Consider the following 20,109-nt stretch of genomic DNA (forward strand, 5'->3'; position numbering starts at 1 on the left):
ACGCGGCGGGGGTGAGCCGTGATAGTCGCGAGTCTCCTGCTCATCCTCGTCGCCGTGGTTCTGCTGGTGTTCGGTCTTGCCGGCGGTTCCAGCATTTTGTTGACCATCTCCATCGCGGCCAGTCTGCTGGCCGCCGTGGCGTTGGTGGTGGGCGCCCGCCAGGCAGCCGCCAACCGCGCTGCGGCGGACCCCGGTCGGGTCGGCCCGCGGGAGCGCACGGCATTCCGCACGGCCAGTCAGGCCGAGCCGGGTGCCGCGTACGGTCCACCGCTGGCCGAGCCGGATGTGCCGGTCCAGCACGTACCTTCGACGGTCGGTAACGGCGGCACCGGGTGGCGGCAACCACCCGAGCCGCCGTTCGACCCCGACCCGGTCAGTCCGGCGTCGCCGTTCGCGGCCCGCGCCGACGAGGCGTACCGGGCCGACGCCGCGGCCGCCGACACGTTGGCCGACGAGCCCGCGGAGCAACCGATCACCCCCGCCGAGGCGGCCCGCGTCGCCCGGCTGCCCGACCCCGTCGAGGTGGTGGACGGGCGACCCCGCTACCACCTGGCCGCGTGCGCGCACCTGATCGGCCGGATTCCCGAGACGCTTCCGGTCGCCGAGGCCGTCGAGCTCGGCTTCACGCCCTGCGCGGCATGTGCGCCGGCCACCGCCCTGCTCACCGACGCCCGGCCGATCTGAGCTGCCGGTGCCCCCGCAGGACGCCCTCACCGTGGCCGTACGGGTGAAGCCGGGCGCCTCCCGGGACGCCGTCGGCGGACGCTTCGACGGCCCGCACGGTCCCGCCCTGGTGATCGCCGTCCACGCGCGTGCGGTGGACGGCCAGGCGACCGAGGCGGCCCGCCGCGCCCTCGCGGCCGCGCTGGGTGTCCGACCGGTGACGGTGTCGCTGCGCACCGGCGCGGCCAGCCGGGACAAGCTCTTCCTCGTCGACCGCCCCGCCCCCGAGCTGTCCGACGTGCTGCGCCGACTGCGCGACGGAGCCGCGGGGTGAGGACCGCCCGGGCCCGGCAACCGTGACGCCCGGGCTGGACATCGCGCTGCTGCTCGGCGCGGCAGTGCTGTTGGTGGCGGTCGGCGCGGTCCGGCTGTCGAGCCGCCTCGGGGTGCCGAGCCTGCTGGTCTACCTGGCGCTCGGCGTGGCCATCGGCGAGGCCGGGCTGGGCATCCGCTTCGACGACGTCGAGCTGACCCGGACCCTCGGTTTCTGCGCGCTGATCGTGATCATCGCCGAGGGTGGCCTCACCGCCCGGTGGAGCACCCTGCGTCCGGTGCTCGGGCTGGCGTCCGCGCTCTCCACGGTCGGTGTGGTCGTCAGCATCGTGCTGGTCGGCGTCGCCGTACACCTGTTGTTGGGTCTGGACTGGCGGTTGGCGCTGCTCTACGGCGCGGTGCTCTCCTCCACCGACGCGGCGGCGGTGTTCGCCACCCTGCGGCGGCTGCGGTTGCCGCCCCGGCTGGTCGCCACGCTCGAGGCCGAGTCGGGCATGAACGATGCCCCGGTGGTGCTGCTGGTGGTGCTGCTGTCGCACCGGGGTCTGTCGCATCCGTGGTGGTACGAGGTCGCGCTGGTCTGTTACGAGCTGGGCGTCGGTGCGGCGGTGGGCGTGGGTGCGGGCCTCGCCGGCACGTGGGCGCTGCGCCGGGCCGCGCTGCCGTCGGCCGGGCTGTACCCGATCGCGGCGGTGGGGATCACCATCCTGGCGTACGCCGCCGGCGCCGTGCTGCACGCCTCGGGCTTCCTCGCCGTCTACGTGGCGGGGGTGTTGCTGGGCAATGCCCGCCTGCCGCACCGGCAGGCGATCCTCGGCTTCGCCGACGGGCTGGCGTGGCTCGCGCAGATCGGGTTGTTCGTCCTGCTCGGGTTGCTGGTCTCGCCGGGCCGGTTGGACGCGGCGGTGCTGCCGGCGGTGGTCGCCGGTCTGGCGCTGGTGCTGCTGGCCCGGCCGCTGTCGGTGGCCGTCTCGGCGTTGCCGTTCCGGGTCGGCCTACGGGAGCAGGTCTTCCTGTCCTGGGCCGGGCTGCGCGGGGCGGTGCCGATCGTGCTGGCCACCATTCCGCTCTCGGAACGGGTGCCGGGAGCGGAACGCCTCTTCGACGCGGTGTTCGTGCTGGTGGTGATCTTCACGCTGGTGCAGACCGGAACGCTCGGTCCGCTGGCCCGTCGGCTGGGGACCACCGCGCCCGCCGAGGCCACCGAGATCCACGTGGAGACCGCCCCGCTCGAGCGGATGCGCGCCGACCTGCTGCAACTCGAGGTGCCTCCGGGCTCCCGGTTGGCCGGCGTGCACGTCGACGAGCTGCGGTTGCCGTTGGGTGCCTCGGTGACCCTGGTGCTGCGCGACGGGGTGGGTTTCGTGCCCGGCCCGGACACTCGGCTGAAGACTGGCGACAGCCTGCTGATCGTCGCCACCGGTGGGGTGCGCGACGCCGCCGAACGGCGGCTGCGGGCGGTCAGCCGACGGGGTCGGCTGGCCCGATGGTTTGGCGAGTACGGAGATGAAGCGGTCGGTTGATCTGCTAGCGTTCCCTTTGCCCCAGTTAGGCAGGGCTCGGGGCGGTTGAGCGGTGCGACGGTGCGCCACGTTGTCGGACGCCTGTACGTTCCGTATTCTTGCCAACCTCCGGAGTGCGCGGCCATTGTTGCCGTGCGCCCCTTTTCGTACTCAGGGGACGCCTCGTCGGCGCCCCCTGACCAGGTGCCGCGACCGCGCGGCTCCCCGGCCGAGGGAGCGACCCATGGCGAAGCCAGCCGACACCAGGACCGCCGGCCGCAAGCCGGTGGCCAAGGCCACCCGCAGCGCGGCGGAGACCGAGAAGATCCGGGCGGCGCTGGCGGCGCGGCGGGACGAGCTGCGCGCCGAGTACGATCAGACGCTGAGCGAGATCACCGAGCTGCAGCGCGATCGGTTGACGGACTCGGCCGGGGACGACCAGGCCGACACCGGCACCAAGACGTTCGAGCGGGAGCAGGAGATCTCTCTCGCCAACAGCATTCTGGAACGGATCACGCAGGTCGAGCGCGCCCTGGAGCGCCTCGACGAGGGTGGTTACGGCTGGTGCGAGCGGTGCGGCAACCCGATCCCGGTCGAGCGCCTCGCCGCCTTCCCGTCGGCCACCCTCTGTGTGACGTGCAAGCAGTTGGAGGAGCGGCGCTGAGAGCCGGTCCCCGTCTGCGATGAGACGGTGAGCGATCACCGCCGAGACACCTCGATGGGGAGCGCATGACCGCAGCACCGCCCGCCGAACCCGGCCGCACCGACCCGGACGGCGGCAAGGCCCGTCCCCGGGCTGTCGCGATCCTCGCCGGAGTGGCCCTGGTGGCCCTGCTGGCCGACCTGGTGACCAAGCACCTCGCGCTGGCCGGCCTCACCGACCGTGAGCCGGTCCGGATACTGGGCGGGCTGGTCTACCTGAGCCTGACCCGCAACAGCGGCGCGGCGTGGAGCATCGGGGCGGACTACACCTGGGTGTTCCCGCTGATCACCATCGGTGTGGTCGGCTGGATCGTCTGGATGGCGCTGCGGCTGCGCTCGCTGCCGTGGGCGATCTCCCTCGGTCTGGTGCTCGGTGGCGCGCTGGGCAACCTCACGGACCGCATCTTCCGGGCACCCGCCCCCTTCCACGGCCACGTGGTCGACATGATCAGCGTCTTCGGGCCGTACGGCGAGTACTTCCCGGTGTTCAACCTGGCCGACAGTTCGCTCGTCTGCGGCGTGGTGCTGGCCGTACTGCTGGAGCTGACCGGTCGTCAACGCGACGGCCGACGGGCCGGCGGTGACGGCGCCACCGGCGACGCGGACGCCACCGCCGGTGCCGAGCAGAGGGAGCGGGCATGACCTCCGCGTTCGCCGCTGGCGGCGACCACCGTTCCCTGCCCGTACCCGACGGTCTCGACGGCATGCGCCTGGACCAGGCGGTGTCTCGGCTGTTCGGTCTCTCCCGGACCGCCGCGGCCGCCCTCGTCGACGCGGGCGACGCCCTCGTCGACGGCACTGCCCGAGCCAACTCCCACAAGGTCAAGGCCGGCTCCTGGCTGGACGTCACGCTGCCGGCCCCGGTCGCGCCGCCGACCGTGGTGCCGCAGGCGGTGCCGGGCCTGCGCGTCGTGTACGCCGACGACGACATCGTCGTGGTGGACAAGCCCGTCGGTGTGGCCGCGCACCCCAGCCCGGGATGGACCGGCCCGTCGGTGATCGGCGCGCTCGCCGCGATCGGCCACCGCATCTCCACCAGCGGCGCCGCCGAGCGCCAGGGCGTGGTGCACCGCCTCGACGTGGGCACCACGGGGATCATGGTGGTGGCCAAGAGCGAGCAGGCGTACACGGCGTTGAAGCGGGCCTTCAAGTACCGCGAGGTCGACAAGGGGTACCACGCCGTGGTGCAGGGTCACCTGGACCCGCTGCGGGGCACCGTCGACGCGCCGATCGACAGGCACCCCACCCACGACTACCGCTGGGCGGTGGTGTCCGGCGGCAAGCCGAGCATCACCCACTACGACACCCTCGAGGCGTTCCCGGCTGCCAGCCTTGTCGACGTCCGGTTGGAGACCGGCCGGACCCACCAGATCCGGGTGCACTTCTCCACCCTGCGGCACCCCTGTGTGGGCGACCTCACCTACGGTGCCGACCCCACCCTCTCGGCCCGTCTCGGACTGTCCCGTCAGTGGTTGCACGCCCGCGAACTGAGCTTTTTGCATCCCCGTTCGGGGGACGAGGTCCGGTTCGTCAGCGACTACCCTGACGATCTGGAACGTGCGCTTGAGATCCTGCGTGACTGAGCGGCGACCACCCGACATCGATCCGACGAGGGGATTTCGCCCGTGCGCGCCGGCGACCTGCTGCGGCAGCTGGACCAACGGCTGCTGCCGCCGCTGACCCGGGCGGTGGCCCGTCTCGGTGATCGTCCGACGCGCTCCGGGGTGCTCACCTGGGTCGCCGTGCTCTCGGCGGCGGCGGTGCTGGGCACGGCCGTCTGGACGGTCGACGACGCTCCGGTGAGCGACCTGACGGTGGGCGAGGTGACCCGCGTCGGGGTGGCCGACGGCGACTCCGTCCCGGGCTACCTCAGCTCCGCGGCGGCTGACCTGGCCGCACTGGGTCCGACCGCTCCGGCCGCCGTGGACGGCACGTACGCGTTGGTGACGCTCGACGCGTACGTGCCGCCGCACCGACTGGCGACGGTGCTCGGCGACGTCCCGGTCTCGACGGTCTTCGGGCGGGTGCCGCTGCCCGGTCGGCAGACCGAGATCGTCCGGATGCCCGCCCTGCGGGTGCCCGACGACGTGGTCGCGCAGATGGAGCGGGTGGCCGCGCGCAAGGACGGCGAGGCCGCCGACTACCGGGCGCGGGCCGCCGCGGTGCGCGGCGACGGCGCCGCCGAGCGTGAGCTGCGCGAGCGGTACGTCGTCGGTGCCGACGTGGCGAGCGCCGAGGCGCGGGCGTACCGCGCCGGATGCGCCTGCGTGTACGCGGCGGTGGTGCGCGCGGCACCGGAGGCGTTGCGCCGGGTGGCCTCCCGTCCGGACGTGCGGGCCGTCGATCCGGCGCCCGAGGTGTACCGACTCGACCGTACGGTCTTCACGCCGCCACTGCCCGAGCAGAGCGACGTGGTCCGGCCGCCGGTCGACACCGGGCCGAGCCCGACGCCGACGCCGCGCGCGAGCGACGGGTCGACGCCGGGCACACCGAGGCCGCCGGTGCCGATGGGCGAATCGTCGGAACCCGCACCGCTCGTAACGATTGCGCCACCCGAGCCGTCTCCGGTGGAGGCCACCGAGCCTGCCCCGCCAACTGTCACCACCTCCCCGGACGCGACCGGCGCCGGCTTTGTGGCACCCTCCCCGTCGTGATCTACGCCGGGCGGCGTGCGTCCTCAGGTGTGGTCCGAATAGGGTTTGGTTCGTAGCCTGTCAGGCAGAGATCGATGGCGCTGGGAGGGCGGGCCGTGGAGGGCAGCGAGACCGGCTGGGGCCGGCCGGCCGAACCAGCGCCGAGGTGGCGGGCGCTGCTCGACCGTGCCCGGCTGGGCGGTCGGGCAGCGGAGCAGCCCGAGCCCGAGCGCCGGACCGACGAGGCGCCCCCGGACCCACTGCCGCGACGCGCGGCCCCCAACGGCTACGCGGGGCGCGCGCCGGCCATCGGGCATCCGGCCGATCTGTCGTACGGCCAGGAGCCCGGCTACCGGGCCGAGGCGACGTACCGGGTCGACCCCGCCTACCGTGCCGAGCCGGGTTACCGCGCCGAGCCGGACTATCGCGCCGAGCCGGCGTACCGCTCGGAGCCGGACTATCGCGCCGAGCCGGCGTACCGGTCCGAGCCGGCGTACCGTGCCGAGCCGGACTATCTTGCCGAGCCGGCGTACCGTGCCGAGCCGGGTTACCGTGCCGAGCCGGACTATCGCGCCGAGCCGGCGTACCGCTCGGAGCCGGACTACCGCGCCGAGCCGACGTACCGTGCCGAGCCCGGTTACCGTGCCGAACCCACCTACCGCGCCGACCCGGGCTATCCGGCCGAGCCCGAGCCGCCGCACCGGGCCGAGCCGGAATCGCGGTACGCCATCCTGGACAACGGCTACCGGCAGGGCAACCCCGCCGGGGAGTCGCGGTACGCGCTGCTGGAGACCGGTTACCAGCCGGAGTCCGGCTATCCGGCCTCCGCGCCGCCGCTGACACCGCGGGCCCCCGCAGTCGTCCCGCCACCGGTCGTCCCGCCACCGGTCGTCCCGTCACCGGTCGCGCCGTCACCGGTCGTACCGCCACCGGTCGTGCCGCCGCCCGCCGCGCCGGTCACCACGGCTCCGGGCTCGGCCCTCGCCGAGCGCGGCTACCCGGCCCGGATCGAGTGGCGTCCGAAGGGCGTCGACCAGGAGCTGGAGCGCTCCACCGGCGTGCTCCGCCGCGACCTGGGCACACCTCGGGTCTTCGCCTTCGCCAACCCCAAGGGCGGGGTGCACAAGACCACCGCCACGGTGCTCGCCGCCGCCACCATCGGCAGCGTGCGGGGCCGGGGCGTACTGGCCTGGGACGACAACGAGCTGCGCGGCACGCTCGGGCTGCGCGCCGGCAGCGCCCGTCATGCCCGCACCATCCGGCACCTGATCAGCGACCTCGCCCAGATCGAGATCCTGGAGAGCGAGACCCTGCTGGAGCGGCTGGACGACTACCTGCGGCACGCCTCCGACGGCTCGTACGACGTGCTGGCGGGCGAGGAGAGCCCGCGCTTCGCCCAGCGGCTCGACAAGTTCACCGTCAAGCGGGTCCTCGAGCTGCTGCGGCGTACGCACGACGTGATCTGCGTGGACACCGGCAACAACGTGGAGAGCGCCAACTGGCGCACCGTGATGCACGCCGCCGACCAACTGGTGGTGACCACGGTGCCCCGCGAGGACGCGGCGTTCAGCGCCGACTGGATGCTCGACCTGCTGCACGAGGAGGGGATGGGCGAACTGGCCGACAACGCGGTCACCCTCATCTCCTGCCCGACCCCCGGCCGCTCGTCCCTGCAGGACGACCTGGAACGGCACTTCGCCACGCGTACCCGCGCGGTGGCCGTGGTGCCGTACGACCCGGCGTTGGAGACTGGCTCGTCGATCGAATACCACCAGCTCCAGCCGGAGACCCGCGAGGCGTGGCTGCGCGCCGCGGCGGCCATGGCCGAGCCGTTCGCCCGGTGAGCTGGTTCGCCGCCACCGGCGCTCCGGTCGGTAGCGGGGCCTGAGAGGATCATCGGGTGAGCCCGGACAACTCCGACCCTGAGCGGCCCGCCGAGGCCCCCGACGACCGGCCCGCGCCACCCCGGGCGTCGGCCGCGCCGCCGACGCCCAGCGGGTCGACCACGCCGTCCGCGCCGAGCGGGTCGGCGATACCGCCCGCGCCCAGCGGGTCGGCGATACCGCCCGCGCCCAGCGGGTCGGCGATACCGTCCGCGCCGAGCGACTCGACCTCGCCGTCCGCGCCGAGTGGGTCGGCGATGTCCGCCGAGTCGACCGTGCCGCCCGCGTCGAGCGCGCCGGCCTGGCCGCCGCTCGGGTCCGACCCCGACGGAAATCCCGCCTCGTCGGCGTACCAGAGCTCGCTGGAGCTGGCCTTCGACGAGCCGCGCCGGCCGCTGCGGACGGTGACGACGGTGCTCGGCGCCGCGCTCGCCCTGGCCGTGCTGGGCGCGCCACTCGGGCTGCTCTGGGCGGCGCTCGCGCCGGACACCCCGGTGCTCAAGGTCGCCGAGGGCGCGATCTACGCAGAGCCCCAGCCGGAGCAGCCGATCGCCGCGGACGGTTGGTTCAGCCTGCTCGGGGTGGCGTTCGGCGTGCTCGCGGCGCTGGCCCTGTGGTTCCTGCTACGCCGGAGACGCGGGCCCGTCGGGCTGCTCAGCGCGGTGCTGGGCGCGCTGGCCGCCGCCCCGGTGGCCTGGCAGGTGGGACGTCGGGTCGGGCTGGCGACCTTCGAGCGGCTGTTGGAGACCGCCCCGGCGGGGCAGGCCTTCACCAAACCGGCCGACCTGCGGGCCGGTGGAGTCGACTGGCTCCTCCACGTGCTGCCCGTGCCGCACGGCAACCTGCTGCTGCCGGCGTTCGGCGCCGCCGCCACGTACACCCTGCTGGCCGGCTGGTCGCGCTGGCCGTCGCTGCGTCCGGAGCCGGAACCGGCGGAATTCAGTTGGGTGTCGGCGGGGACGCCAGCTCCGACAACGGCACCGGAACCGCCCGCACCTGGCGCAGGAGAGCCGCCTCGCGGTTGAGCAGGCGCAGCTCGGCGCGCAGCCGGGCGGCGGTGTCGTCGATCGCGAGGAGCCGCTGCCGGTCGTCGACGGTCAGAGCTGCGGTGGCCGCCACCAGGTGCGACAGCACCGTCGGGTCCTCCGGAAGCTGCTCGGAGATCTCCTCGGGGTCGGGGCGGATCAGCCCCAGGTACTGCCGGAACACGGCGATCACCCGGGCGGCGAGCAGGTCGGCCACCTCGTCCGGCCCGTTGGCCTCGGGCAGCCACTCCACCGCGGCCGTCAGGTAGGGCGTGGAGGCGTCGTCGACGTCGGCGATCCGGAAGCGGCGCCGGCCCACCGTGACGATGTCGAAGCCGCCGTCGGCCAGCTCGGTGACCTGGCGCAGCTCGGCCGTGCACCCCACCTCGTGCAGGGTGACGTCACCGACACCGTTGCCGGCGCGGGCGCCGGGCCCGGTGGGGGCGACCTCCCAGCCGGCCTGGATGGCCACCACGCCGAACTCACGCGGCGCGCCCTCGGGCAGATCGACCAGATGCCGCACCAGGGCGCGGTAGCGCTCCTCGAAGATGTGCAGCGGCAGCACCAATCCGGGAAAGAGCACCGTTGCGAGCGGAAACACCGGCAGCCGTGCGGTCACGCCGTCGAGCCTAACCAATCGCGCCCGCGACGGCGTGGCCCGGCTCACCGTCGGCCACAAGGCCGCATTGCCCAGAGATATCATTCCCGATATGTTGCTGGCCCAAAGCCTTGCGGTGCCCAGGGAGACACAGGCGCTCCTGCTTGACATGGATGGCGTCCTCATCGATTCGCTCGCGCTGGACTTCGCGGTGGTCGAGCGTCTGCTGCGCCGACATGTTCCGGGGGTGGCTGTTCCGCTAGAGACGATCAAGCGGTACTTCCCCTACTCGCTGCCGGACTTCTGGGCCCGTGTCTGCGCCTCGGTCGACGTGCGGCTGACCGACCAGGAGATCACCGACCTGGTCCGTAGCCACGAGGAGGAACGGCTCTCGGCCGTCGCCGACGTGCACGCTGGGGTCCCCGAACTCCTGCGGGACGCCCGGTCGGCGGGCCTGCGGTTGGCGGTGGTGTCCAACAACCCCAAGCGCGACGTCGAGCGGATACTCGCCTCGGTGAAGCTGCGTGATCTGGTCGATGCCGTTGTAGGCAATGACGCGCCGGGCATGGAGCGCAAGCCGGCCCCGGACCCGTACCTGGCCGCTGCGGCCGAGCTCGGTGTCGCCCCGGACAGGTGCGTGGCCATCGAGGATTCCGTGCTGGGCCTCCAAGCGGCCCGAGACGCGGGCTGCTACACCGTCGGCGTGGCAACCGGGGCCAGCAGCCTGGACGAGCTGTCTGGCTCGGGGCTCGCGGACCGTTGTCACCGGGACCTGCGGCCGAACATGGTCTCGCTGGGGCGGGAGGGCATCACGCGTAAGTCGCTCGACACGCCGAACGACTTCGTCAGCCACATGGTCGAGCACATCGCCTGGCGGCTCGGTTGTTCCATCGAACTGCGCTGGAACAACGATGACTGGCGCGGGCTCGGGACGGCGCTGGGAACGGAGATCGCCCGGATCCCGCGGCTGAGCGACAGCGCGGCGGCGCTGGGCATGATCGACGACGGCAGTGCCGAGGTGCAGCTCCGGGTCGACCCGGAAGGTGGTGCGTCTTTCCACGCGTCACCGCAGGTCGACTTGGACTGGTTCCTGTCGGTCCGCTGCGAGCAGTTGTCGCACGGTGCGCCCCTGGTCGACCTCCTAGACGCCTTGGGCCGCGCCGCCGGGCTGTGGATCACCGTCACGGTCGCGAGCTTCGAGGACCCGCACCACACCTGGGAGGGCGTCTACCGGGCCGTCGGCATCGCGCTCGACCGGATGTGCAACCCGCTGACCGAGGAGAGCACGGCGGCGGCGGCGGTGACCAGTTCGCTTCCCGAGCACAGCGGTGAGCGCGCCGTCGAGCGCGGCTGGCGGGTGGAGTCGCTGTCAACCGGTTCGGTCCGGCTGAGCCGGGCGACCGCCGAGAGCGTGGTGGCGGTCGAGGTGTCAATGGGCGATCCGGGTGCCGACGTGTTCATCGAGGTCGCCGACTCGGTCCGGGTCACCGGCTTCGCCGGTTTGGTGGACGCCTTCGCGCGTGAAGCTGGCTTGCGGGTTTCGGTGCGCTTCGAGGCGACCCGGCTCAGCTCCAGCCACGTGGTCACCGAGGACGTCGGCCTGGCGCTGGGCCGCGCGTTGCGATACCTCGCGATCGAGCGGATCAGCGAGGTCGGGATCTATGGTGCCGGCTCGAACGTACGCGCCGTGGCCGACCTGGATCAGCCGGTGCGTGTCGGCGTCAGCATGGAGGGCCGCAAGTTCTGGAAGTACGTGCCGCTCGACCAGACCTACCCTGAGTTCCGGCGGTCCTTCCTCATCGGCCACGACCTGTGTGGTGACCTGTTCAGTGAGGACCTGGACGACTTCGTCGACGGGTTCGCGGGCGGACTGCAGGCCAGCGTCATGGTGCACATCCGTTCCGACGTCGGCGCCGAGAAGGGCTGGCCGCTGCTCTTCGCCGCCATGGGGCAGGCCACCCAGGAACTGCTGTCCGTGAACCCGTATCGCAAGGCCTTGGCACCCGGGGTTAAGGCGACGCTCGCGTGACACCCCGGACACGGAACAGCGCGCTGACGTTTCCCGCCGCCGTTCTCGAGGCGAAACCCTACGTGCCCGACTGGGCCGGGCAGGATCGCCGTGGGTTGATGCGCCTGGACCGCAACGAGGCGCCCGGGCCGCTCTCACCCGCGGTGGCGGAGGCGGTGAGCGCGTACGTGCGGGATGCGGGCGTTCACAGCTACCCGGAATATCCCCAGTTGGCTGCCGCTCTGGGGCAGTACTGCGGTGTTCCCGCCAACTGGATCCTGCCGACCAACGGCTCGGATCAGGGCATCGACCTTTGCGTCCGAGCCTTCCTGAGGCCCGGCGCGTCGATGGTGGTGGCACGTCCCGAGTTCGTCATCTTCGGCCACACCGCAGGGCTGGCTGGCGGGTCGGTCGTCGGCGTCCCCTATCCGAGCGACCTCCGATACCCCTACGAGGAGTTCCGGGCCGCCGTCGCGGCCCGCAAGCCCGACCTCGTCGTGTTCGTCAACCCCAACAACCCGACGGGAACACCGGTCGACGTGGAGTTCATCGCGGAGGTCGCCCGGTCGGTGCCCGACGTCCCGGTCCTGGTGGACGAGGCTTATTACGAGTTCACTGATGCCACCGTCGTTCCGTTGATCCAGGAGCTGCCCAACCTGATCGTGTTGCGGACCTTCTCGAAGGCGTTCGCCATGGCAGGCCTGCGGCTCGGCTACGTCGTCGCGGTGCCCGAGGTGGTCGAGCAGTTGGTCAAGCTCCGCAATCCGTTCGACGTCAACGCCCTGGCCGTGGTCGCCGGTCTGGCGCAGCTCGCCCGCCTGAGCGAGATGCGTGCCATGGTCGGGGAGATGATGGGCGACATCAAGCCCGAGGTGGTGGGCTTTTTCCGGGACCAGGGAGTGGTCGTCCACCCAGGCGCGGCGAACTTCCTCCTGGTGCGGCCGGAGCGCCCGGAGGAGACGGTGGTCGCGCTGCGAGCGGCCGGCATCCTCGTCCGCACGATGACTCATCCGCTCCTGGCGGGGATGTTTCGGATGAACCTCGGCACGCGCGAGGAAATGACCAAGCTGATGAATGTCTATCGCGGAGTACTGACCACTGGGCTGGGCCCGGAGACGGAGCGATGAAGGTGCGAGTCAACCGTTACGAGCTGAACGAGCTGTCGGCGTCGGAGCGCCGCGTGCTGATGCAACGGGTTCGTGCCGACTACGCCGCCATCGAAGGCACCGTTCGCGAGATCATCGATGACGTCCGCGAGCGCGGTGACGCCGCCCTGATCGCGCACACCGCCCGCCTGGACGGGGTGACCCTGGCGCCGGAGCAGCTGCGGGTCACCGAGGCCGAGTTCGCGGCGGCGGAGTCCAGGGTGGACCCGGAGGTTCGGGCCGCCCTGGAGAAGGCGATCGCCAACATCCGGCACCACCACCAGGCGCAGCTTCCCCAGGCGACGTGGATGCAGGAGGTGCGTCCCGGCGTGCTCGTCGGCGAGCGCTGGACTCCCATCACGTCCGTGGGTCTGTACGTCCCCCGGGGCAAGGGCTCGTTCCCGTCCGTGATGACCATGCTGTGCGCCCCTGCGGTGATCGCCAAGGTGCCGGACATCGCCGTCTGCACCCCGCCGGGTCCGGACGGCACCGTCGACGACGCCTCACTGGTCGCTGCGGCGCTCTGCGGGGTACGCACCATCTACAAGATGGGTGGCGCACAGGCCATCGCCGCCTACGCCTACGGCACGAAGACGGTTCAGCCGGTCGAGAAGATCATCGGTCCGGGCAACCAGTACGTCTCCGCCGCCAAAAGGGTCGTCTACGGCGACGTCGACCCGGGCCTGCCCGCCGGCCCGAGTGAGTCGGTGGTCCTGTGTGACGGGGCGGCCGACCCGGCCATCGCGGCTCGCGAGCTGTTGGTCGAGGCCGAGCACGGCCCCGATTCGGCCGCGTTGCTGGTGACCCACTCCCGCTCGCTCGCCGACGCGGTCGAGAAGTTGCTGCCGTCGCTGCTCCTCGCTCTGCCGCAGCAACGTCGGGAGTTCTGCGAGACGGTGCTGAGCAACTTCGGCGGCATCGTGCTCACCGCCGACGAGGCAGAGTCGGTGCGGTTCGTCAACGAGTACGCCCCGGAACACCTCCGGGTCCTCATGACCGACCCGTTCGACAAGCTCGCCAAGCTGACCAATGCCGGTGAGATCATGCTGGGCGAGAACACCTCCATCCCGTTCGGGAACTTCGCCGTGGGCGTCAACGCGATTCTGCCGACGGGCGGGACGGCGCGGAGCCAATCCTGTGTCGGCACGTTGGACTTCCTGAAGCGCTCGTCCTTCGCCTACGTCTCGGACGAGGGGGTCGCGGAGGTGGGCCCGACGGCGGTCACCCTGGCCAATTACGAAGGATTCCCCGCCCACGCCGCCGCGGCAGCGTACGTGCTGGAGCGCGCCGCGGCGCGGCGGGAGGCTAAGGGAAGTTGAGCGGAACCGAGGCCGTCGAGGCGTGATCCTCGATCACTCGGCCCAGGTGTGCCAGCTCGGTCGTCAGCTTACGGCGGGCGGCCGAGCGGCGCGCCTTGGCCAGCAGCCGGTTGGCGGCGGTGTGCTGACCGGACGAGCGCAGCGCCAGCGCGTACGCCCGGGAACACTGCACCGCGCTGTGGTGCAGGTGGCGGGCCTCGTAGATCGCGCTCACCTGCCGGTAGGCGTCGAGGTCTAGCTCACCCCCCGCCCGGCGCGCCTCGGCGAGCCCCAGGGTGGCGTGCCCGACCTCGGTCTCACTCCCGGTGTTCCGGAACCGGAGGATGGCGTCGGTGTAGAGCCGGATGGCGTCGTTCAGTCGACCGGTCGAGCGACAGGTCTCCGCTAGACCCAGCAGGGCCCAGCCCTCGCTGCGCACGTCCCCGACCTGGCCACAGCGCTCCAGTCCGTCGAGGTGGTGCCGCTCCGCCGTGTCGTGCTCGCCGACCAGCCGCGCCACCTCGCCCAAGCCCCACAGCGCGTAGGCGTGGCGTTCCGCGTTCTCCCGGGACACCGCCCGCTCCAGCGAGCGCTGGTAGGCAGACCGGGCGATCGGCCAGTCCTCGAGAAGCCGGCGCACCTCGCCGATGCCGAACTCGGCCTCCATGAGACCGGTCTGGTGCAGGCAGCTGCGGAAGGCGTCTTCCGCCTCCCGGTATCGCCGCTCAGCTCGCGGATAGTCGGCGCGGAGGCGTTCCAGTTTTGCCCGACCCAGGCTCGCCCAGCCGGCTTCCCGGGCGGCGACCGGGGGTTCCTCGGCGCGCCCGGCGTGGGCAGCCCGGGCGGCCGCACCGTACTCCCGGTCCGCCTCCGCGTAGCGACTCGCCATCCGAAAGGCATCGGCCCGCCGGTTGTGCATGGCGGCGGCGGCCAGATTGCTTTGCTGTGCGCGCAGCGCGTCGGCCCAGTGCCGCGCCGCGTGCTCGTAGTTGCCCCGGATGCTTTCCTGGCTGGCCATCACCGCGTGCAACATCGGTAGCCAACCGGCCGTCGTCGGGGTTTCGGCCACGACGCGGTCGACGGCGGCCCGCAGCCCTCCTGCGCCGCCCCGGGCGATGATCTCGTCGCGTTCGGCGAACAGCAGGCTGACCGCCTCCTCGTGCCGGCGGGCATCCATGAGGAGCCGGGCTGCGGCGAGCGAGAGGCCGTTGGCCTGCAACTCCCTGGCCGCGCTCAGCCGAGCCCGAGTGACGAGTTCCTGATCGGTGGTTGCCAGCACCGCCCGCGCCACGTTGGAGTGGATCTGTAGCACGCCGCTGGCGGCTTTCACCAGCGGAGGGCTGTGGGTGAGCGCGTCCAGCGTCGCCGCGAACGACGCGATGGCGGCAGTCCGCTCGATCACATCGCGCGCCACCGGAGCGGCGATGACGGCCAGCGCCAGCAGGATGCGTTGCGCGCCCTCGGGCACCTCGGCCAGGTAGCGGTTCAACCAGTAGCGGTGCAGCTCGGCCGGCTCGCCGGCCTCGAGCTGCCCGCGTTCTGCCGACTCCTGCCAGTCCGGCGTACGGATGAACTGCTCGACGCAGGTGATGTCGCCGGCCAGCTCCGTGAGCCACGCCACGGTCGTCGCGGACACCTCGATCCCGTGCAGGTCGAGGTACGGCGAGACTTCGTCCTCGGTCAGGCCAATCACCTCAGTGACTGGGACGGTCAACGAGGGTGGGGGTCGGTCCCAGGAGGCGAGAACGACGAGGGATTCTCCCGCCTCGGCCGCCCAGAGCAGCTCGGCGAGCAGGTCGATGACCCCCTGGGCGTCCGCGCGCTGGGGGGCGTGGGAGTTGTCGATGACGATGACGTGGCGGCCCTGTCGTACGGCGGACACAACGGCCCGCCGCGCGGACGAGATGTCGCGGGCGAACGAGTCGTCGATGCACGCGTCGATGGGTTCGAGGACGCCCTGATGCTCGAGCAGGTGCAGGGCGAGCCGGATCAGCAGGCGCTCCGGTGAGCGGTTCGCCGGCGGCTCGAAGTCGTACCAGAAAACGGAACCGACGACGTCGCGCCGCAGCAGGTCGCGGACCAGTTCGACGGCGACGACGGACTTACCGCTGCCCGGTGGTCCGTGCAGCAGGATCCCGCCGGTCACGCCGTTCAACAGTCCGTCGCGGACCTCCTGGACCAGCCGGCGACCCTCAAGATGAGGTTCGGGCAGCGTCAGCAGTGCGGGAGCGGTACCCAGGCGGGAGAGTTCGGGGTGGGTGGCGACCAGGTGGGTCACCGCCTGCCGCCGCCACGCCACCGCGAGATCGTCGAGGTCGATGCCGAGCATTTCGGCGGGCAGCGCCGACCGGTCGAGCAGCGCGGCGTCGGCGGTCAGCCGCTCGTCCTCCCGAAACCCGACCACCGAGCCGACCACGGTGTGGCTCCGTAGGTCGATGACCGGCCCACCGCTCTGCCCCTGACTGCGGACCGAGAAGGCGATGCGGAAGCGGTGCCGGTCGGGGACGGCGCGCAGGAATTCGCCGCTGAGCGACCCGAGGCCGGCGTGGCCGCCGCCTGCCACCGTGAAGCCGTACACGCGCAGCGGCGCGCAGTCGACGTCGTCCCCGGCCAGCCGACCCGGCGTGCTGAGCGGCAGGTATCCGGACGGCTCCAGGTCGAGCTTCAGCAGAGCCCAGTCGGCCAGTCGGTCGTGGCAGCCCGGCAGACAGTGGGCGCGGGTGGTGACCGTTCTGTGGCCGTTGCCGGTGGTGACGAGGACCTCCAACGGGAAACTCTCGCCAGCGACCAGGAAGCGCGCTTTGACCGAATGGAATGCGGTGATCAGGTGACCGGTCGGGGAGATGAAGAAGCCGGTGAAGACGCCGCCGTCTAGGTCGGGATCTCGTAACCGCACCACGGCGGATCGTGCCTGGACGGCAAGGAAGGTGCTCAGCGCCGAGGCATAGTCCATGGGTCAGGCGGTGGCGGCGGGCGGGACCGCCCCGCAGAGACTGTCGAGATGCCGCCGGGTCACGAGTACGGCGGCGGTCGCCAGTGGGTCGATGATCATGTCATTGGTGCCGGCCTTGGACAGGCTTCCCGCGATCAGCGCGATGAGAGCCAGCTCACTGAGCTGCTTGCTGCGATCGCTCAACCGGGCGTAGCGGACCTGCTCGCAGAGCAGGCGCTGGAGTTGGTGTCGGTGACTGTGCAGCCATTGGGCGAAGAATTCCTGGATCTTGGCGGGGGATGGAAGATGACCGCCGGACAGGATGAGATCGGGATCCTCCTCGCCCGCCAGGTAACCGGCGTACCAGCGACGGAGCGCCTCGTCCGGATCGGCGAGCAGCGCGTCTGCCTCGATCTCAGGGCTGGACACTGAACCTCCTCACGATGTCGAGCGGGTCGGTACCTCAAGCACGATGGTATATCCGACCGGTCGTTGATCTCTTCCCGTGGGGTGCACGCCGGCCTGCGCCCCTGCCACTCCCGGCCGGTCCACTATCGTTGAACCGTGAATCGCTTGCTGCCGACGTTGCTGCTGATCCTGGCCGGGGTGCTGGTGGGTGGGGCGTGGTCGCTGCACCGACAGGGCGCTCCGCGTGGCGCCGTCGTGGTCACCGGGCTGCTGGCGCTGCTCGCCACGGCGGCCGGGGTGCTCCGGCTGATTCCGGGGTCGGGGTCGTGACCGCCGACGTGGTGGTGCTCGACTACGGCTCGGGCAACCTGCGCTCGGCCGAGCGGGCGCTGGCCGCGGCGGGCGCGACCGTCCGGGTGACCGACGACCTGGCCGCGGCGGCCGCCGCCGATGGTCTGGTGGTGCCGGGCGTGGGCGCGTACGCCGCCTGCATGGCGGGTATCGACGCGCTGGGCGCGGGGCCGGTGATCGCGGAGCGGGTGGCCGCGGGTCGGCCGGTTCTCGGCATCTGCGTGGGCATGCAGGTGCTCTTCGAACACGGCGAGGAGCACGGGGTGGTGACCAAGGGCCTCGGGCTGCTGCCCGGCGGGGTGACCCGGTTGGCCGCGCACCGCCTCCCGCACATGGGCTGGAACACGGTCCGCGCGCCCCGGGGGTCGGTGCTGTTCGCCGGGTTGTCGGCCGAGAGCCGATTCTACTTCGTGCACTCGTACGCGATGGGTGACCCGGCGGCGCTGGCGGGCGCGGGCGCGCTGGTGACCACAGCCCACCACGACACCGACTTCGTGGCGGCGGTGGAGCGCGGACCGCTGTCGGCGGCGCAGTTCCACCCGGAGAAGTCCGCCGACACCGGTGCCGCGTTGCTGCGCAACTGGCTCGCCACCCTGCCCGCCGGTGGCTGAGCGCCGACGCCGTCCGTCGTCCGATCGGCGGGCGTCGCGGTGAGTCGCGAGCGCGCGCGTCGGCGGGCGGAACGTGAGGCGGAGCTGGCACGGGAGCGGGCGGTCCGGCAGCGCCGGGTGGCACGTCGCCAGCGCCGCCGCGCGGTTCTGCGCCGGTTGGCGCCGCAGGTCCGACGGGGTCGCACGGGCCGGCTGGCCCGGCACTCACGGGGTGAGCGCGCCGCGATCGTGCTGCTCACCGGGGCGGCGATGATTCTGATCTGGACGTTCGTCGACGATCTGGCGCTGCGTGTCGCGCTGATCGTCCTGTTGCTGCTCGTACTGCCGGCGATCGTGGTGATCGCCCTGGACCGTCGTACCTGATCGAGGAGAAGACCGTGAGCCTCACCCTGTTACCCGCCGTGGACGTCGCCGACGGCCGGGCTGTCCGGCTCGTGCAGGGCGCCGCCGGCAGCGAGAGCGTCTACGGCGACCCGCTGGACGCGGCGTTGGCGTGGCAGCGCGACGGCGCGGAGTGGATCCACCTGGTCGACCTGGACGCGGCGTTCGGTCGGGGCACCAACGCGCACCTGCTCGCCGAGGTGGTGCGTCAGTTGGACGTGCAGGTGGAATTGTCCGGTGGCATCCGCGACGACGAGTCGCTGCGCGCCGCGCTGGGCACCGGGGCGGCTCGGGTGAACATCGGCACCGCCGCCCTGGAGAACCCGGAGTGGTGTGACCGGGTGGTGGGGGAGTACGGCGACCGGGTCGCCATCGGGCTGGACGTGCGGGGTCAGACGTTGTCCGCGCGGGGTTGGACCCGCGACGGCGGTGACCTGTACGAGGTGTTGGAGCGCCTGGACAAGGCGGGTGCCACCCGGTACGTGGTCACCGACATCACCAAGGACGGCACGATGCGCGGGCCGAACCTGGATCTGCTGCGGGACGTGTGCGCGCGTACCGACCGTCCGGTGATCGCCTCCGGTGGCGTGTCCACCCTGGACGACCTGCGGGCGCTGACCACGCTGGAGCCGCTGGGTGTGGAGGGCGTGATCGCCGGCAAGGCCCTGTACGCGGGCGCGTTCACGGTGGCCGAGGCGCTGCGCACCCTGGCCGTGTCATGACTGTCACGCGGTTGGGCTCGGGAGGGCCGTGGGAGCAGAGCTACGGCTACTCCCGGGTGGTCCGGGCCGGTGACCTGGCCCTCACGGCGGGCTGCACGGCCACGGTGGACGGTCGGGTGGTGCATGTCGGGGACGCGGCCGCGCAGACCGCGCAGGCGTTGCGGATCGGGTTGGATGCGCTGGCCGAGGTGGGCGCGGGGCCGGGTGACGTGGTGCGGACCCGGATGTACGTGACCGACCGGCTGCACGCCGACGAGGTGGGCCGGGCGCACAACGCCGTCTTCGGCGCAGTCCGGCCGGTGGCGACGCTGGTGGTCGTCGCCGGTCTGCTCGATCCGGAGCACCTGGTCGAGGTGGAGTTGGAGGCGTACGTCGGCGACCGCTGACCGCGTCGGTGGCGGTCGTCACGGCCGCACTCCGCACCGATCGGTTGTGCACAACTTAATTGCGGGCTACGGTTCAACGGTGACCGATGACCTGGTGCTGCGCCGGCAGGTGTGCTTCGCGCTCTACGCCGCGTCGCGCGCCCTCACCGACGTGTACCGGCCGATCCTCGACGAGGCCGGGCTGACCTACCCGCAGTACCTGGTGCTGCTGGTGCTCTGGGAACGCCCCGACGACCCGCCCACGGTGTCCGAGCTGGGCACCGAGCTGCGGCTCGACTCCGGCACCCTCTCGCCGCTGCTCAAGCGGCTGGAGAACGCCGGACTGGTGGCGCGCCAGCGTTCGGCGCGCGACGAACGGCTGGTCGAGGTCAGCCTCACCGAGCAGGGTCGGGCGCTGCGCGAGCGGCTGTGCGGCGTCCCGCTGCGGATCGCGCAGGCCACCGGGCTGGGCATCGACGAGCTTGTCGCGCTGCGCGACACCCTCACCCGGGTCACCGAGACCATCCACCGACAGAAGGAGCAGTGACC

At 72.1% G+C, this 20,109-nt stretch carries 21 protein-coding genes; 18 read left to right on the plus strand and 3 right to left on the minus strand.

Going from position 1 to position 20,109, the window contains the following annotated elements; translation table 11 throughout:
- Positions 1 to 18 precede the first annotated feature (18 nt).
- The 9 genes from ABZU91_RS09795 (at position 19) to ABZU91_RS09835 (ending at position 8,741) form a co-directional block, all read left to right on the plus strand.
- Complete coding sequence (locus tag ABZU91_RS09795) at positions 19 to 684, plus strand: hypothetical protein (RefSeq protein ID WP_355236664.1); 666 nt, start codon at positions 19 to 21, stop codon at positions 682 to 684.
- Position 685: 1 nt separating this feature from the next.
- On the plus strand, positions 686 to 997 hold the full coding sequence (locus ABZU91_RS09800) for a DUF167 domain-containing protein (protein ID WP_355237002.1): 312 nt from the start codon (positions 686 to 688) through the stop codon (positions 995 to 997).
- Positions 998 to 1,019: 22 nt separating this feature from the next.
- Positions 1,020 to 2,519, plus strand: a complete 1,500-nt coding sequence (locus ABZU91_RS09805) for a potassium/proton antiporter (protein WP_355236667.1) — start codon at positions 1,020 to 1,022, stop codon at positions 2,517 to 2,519.
- Positions 2,520 to 2,742: 223 nt separating this feature from the next.
- Positions 2,743 to 3,162: a TraR/DksA C4-type zinc finger protein gene (locus ABZU91_RS09810; protein ID WP_007463005.1), complete on the plus strand. Its 420-nt coding sequence runs from the start codon at positions 2,743 to 2,745 to the stop codon at positions 3,160 to 3,162.
- 65 nt (positions 3,163 to 3,227) lie between these two features.
- Entirely contained in the window at positions 3,228 to 3,842 is a 615-nt protein-coding gene (gene lspA, locus ABZU91_RS09815; RefSeq protein ID WP_355236671.1) for a signal peptidase II, read from the plus strand.
- Positions 3,839 to 4,783 (plus strand): RluA family pseudouridine synthase, encoded by a 945-nt coding sequence (locus tag ABZU91_RS09820; RefSeq protein ID WP_355236674.1) that lies wholly within the window; start codon positions 3,839 to 3,841, stop codon positions 4,781 to 4,783. Before lspA ends, ABZU91_RS09820 begins: the two co-directional genes overlap by 4 nt.
- 42 nt (positions 4,784 to 4,825) lie before the next feature.
- Positions 4,826 to 5,854 carry a hypothetical protein gene (locus ABZU91_RS09825; protein ID WP_355236677.1) on the plus strand — a complete coding sequence of 343 codons (1,029 nt, stop codon included), beginning with the start codon at positions 4,826 to 4,828 and terminating at the stop codon, positions 5,852 to 5,854.
- Positions 5,855 to 5,928: 74 nt separating this feature from the next.
- Positions 5,929 to 7,677 carry an AAA family ATPase gene (locus tag ABZU91_RS09830; protein WP_355236680.1) on the plus strand — a complete coding sequence of 583 codons (1,749 nt, stop codon included), beginning with the start codon at positions 5,929 to 5,931 and terminating at the stop codon, positions 7,675 to 7,677.
- Positions 7,678 to 7,973: 296 nt separating this feature from the next.
- Complete coding sequence (locus ABZU91_RS09835; RefSeq protein WP_355237004.1) at positions 7,974 to 8,741, plus strand: DUF2567 domain-containing protein; 768 nt, start codon at positions 7,974 to 7,976, stop codon at positions 8,739 to 8,741.
- On the opposite strand, the gene ABZU91_RS09840 is transcribed toward ABZU91_RS09835, so the two are convergent.
- Positions 8,656 to 9,360 carry an LON peptidase substrate-binding domain-containing protein gene (locus ABZU91_RS09840; protein ID WP_355236683.1) on the minus strand — a complete coding sequence of 235 codons (705 nt, stop codon included), beginning with the start codon at positions 9,358 to 9,360 and terminating at the stop codon, positions 8,656 to 8,658. The two genes, ABZU91_RS09835 and ABZU91_RS09840, sit on opposite strands and share 86 nt — an antisense overlap.
- A 34-nt stretch (positions 9,361 to 9,394) precedes the next feature.
- Here ABZU91_RS09840 and ABZU91_RS09845 point away from each other — a divergent pair, with 34 nt between their 5' ends.
- The 3 genes from ABZU91_RS09845 (at position 9,395) to hisD (ending at position 13,811) form a co-directional block, all read left to right on the plus strand.
- Complete coding sequence (locus ABZU91_RS09845; RefSeq protein WP_355236686.1) at positions 9,395 to 11,368, plus strand: HAD family phosphatase; 1,974 nt, start codon at positions 9,395 to 9,397, stop codon at positions 11,366 to 11,368.
- Between the two features lie 62 nt (positions 11,369 to 11,430).
- Entirely contained in the window at positions 11,431 to 12,474 is a 1,044-nt protein-coding gene (locus ABZU91_RS09850) for a histidinol-phosphate transaminase (protein ID WP_355236689.1), read from the plus strand.
- Positions 12,475 to 12,476: 2 nt separating this feature from the next.
- Positions 12,477 to 13,811, plus strand: a complete 1,335-nt coding sequence (gene hisD / locus ABZU91_RS09855) for a histidinol dehydrogenase (protein WP_355236692.1) — start codon at positions 12,477 to 12,479, stop codon at positions 13,809 to 13,811.
- Here the strand turns inward: hisD and ABZU91_RS09860 are convergent.
- Together ABZU91_RS09860 and ABZU91_RS09865 are read right to left on the minus strand one after the other, a co-directional pair.
- Complete coding sequence (locus ABZU91_RS09860) at positions 13,798 to 16,743, minus strand: tetratricopeptide repeat protein (RefSeq protein ID WP_355236695.1); 2,946 nt, start codon at positions 16,741 to 16,743, stop codon at positions 13,798 to 13,800. The genes hisD and ABZU91_RS09860 overlap by 14 nt on opposite strands.
- Before the next feature lie 3 nt (positions 16,744 to 16,746).
- Positions 16,747 to 17,151, minus strand: coding sequence for a hypothetical protein (locus ABZU91_RS09865; RefSeq protein WP_355236698.1), 405 nt, complete (start codon positions 17,149 to 17,151; stop codon positions 16,747 to 16,749).
- A 135-nt stretch (positions 17,152 to 17,286) separates the two neighbouring features.
- Here ABZU91_RS09865 and ABZU91_RS09870 point away from each other — a divergent pair, with 135 nt between their 5' ends.
- From ABZU91_RS09870 to ABZU91_RS09895, 6 genes are all read left to right on the plus strand, one after another.
- Positions 17,287 to 17,460, plus strand: a complete 174-nt coding sequence (locus ABZU91_RS09870; protein WP_355236701.1) for a hypothetical protein — start codon at positions 17,287 to 17,289, stop codon at positions 17,458 to 17,460.
- Positions 17,457 to 18,092, plus strand: coding sequence for an imidazole glycerol phosphate synthase subunit HisH (gene hisH, locus ABZU91_RS09875; protein ID WP_355236704.1), 636 nt, complete (start codon positions 17,457 to 17,459; stop codon positions 18,090 to 18,092). The genes ABZU91_RS09870 and hisH overlap by 4 nt, the downstream gene beginning before the upstream one ends.
- Before the next feature lie 39 nt (positions 18,093 to 18,131).
- On the plus strand, positions 18,132 to 18,455 hold the full coding sequence (locus ABZU91_RS09880) for a hypothetical protein (protein WP_355236707.1): 324 nt from the start codon (positions 18,132 to 18,134) through the stop codon (positions 18,453 to 18,455).
- 14 nt (positions 18,456 to 18,469) lie between these two features.
- Positions 18,470 to 19,195, plus strand: a complete 726-nt coding sequence (gene priA / locus ABZU91_RS09885) for a bifunctional 1-(5-phosphoribosyl)-5-((5-phosphoribosylamino)methylideneamino)imidazole-4-carboxamide isomerase/phosphoribosylanthranilate isomerase PriA (RefSeq protein WP_355236710.1) — start codon at positions 18,470 to 18,472, stop codon at positions 19,193 to 19,195.
- Positions 19,192 to 19,581: a RidA family protein gene (locus ABZU91_RS09890; RefSeq protein WP_355236713.1), complete on the plus strand. Its 390-nt coding sequence runs from the start codon at positions 19,192 to 19,194 to the stop codon at positions 19,579 to 19,581. Before priA ends, ABZU91_RS09890 begins: the two co-directional genes overlap by 4 nt.
- A 79-nt stretch (positions 19,582 to 19,660) precedes the next feature.
- A complete protein-coding gene (locus ABZU91_RS09895) occupies positions 19,661 to 20,107 on the plus strand; it encodes a MarR family transcriptional regulator (RefSeq protein ID WP_355236716.1) in 447 nt (148 codons plus the stop codon).
- The last annotated feature ends 2 nt before the right edge of the window (positions 20,108 to 20,109 follow it).

It is taken from the genome of Micromonospora sp. NPDC005174, assembly GCF_040608495.1.
Taxonomy (GTDB): domain Bacteria; phylum Actinomycetota; class Actinomycetes; order Mycobacteriales; family Micromonosporaceae; genus Micromonospora.

Bases quoted from the DNA above. Each gene is read 5' to 3' on its own strand.
- ABZU91_RS09810 (WP_007463005.1), top strand. From the start codon at position 2,743: ATGGCGAAGCCAGCCGACACCAGGACCGCCGGCCGCAAGCCGGTGGCC.
- lspA (WP_355236671.1), top strand. From the start codon at position 3,228: ATGACCGCAGCACCGCCCGCCGAACCCGGCCGCACCGACCCGGACGGC.
- ABZU91_RS09820 (WP_355236674.1), top strand. From the start codon at position 3,839: ATGACCTCCGCGTTCGCCGCTGGCGGCGACCACCGTTCCCTGCCCGTA.
- ABZU91_RS09830 (WP_355236680.1), top strand. From the start codon at position 5,929: ATGGCGCTGGGAGGGCGGGCCGTGGAGGGCAGCGAGACCGGCTGGGGC.
- ABZU91_RS09835 (WP_355237004.1), top strand. From the start codon at position 7,974: ATGTCCGCCGAGTCGACCGTGCCGCCCGCGTCGAGCGCGCCGGCCTGG.
- ABZU91_RS09860 (WP_355236695.1), bottom strand. From the start codon at position 16,743: ATGGACTATGCCTCGGCGCTGAGCACCTTCCTTGCCGTCCAGGCACGA.
- ABZU91_RS09890 (WP_355236713.1), top strand. From the start codon at position 19,192: ATGACTGTCACGCGGTTGGGCTCGGGAGGGCCGTGGGAGCAGAGCTAC.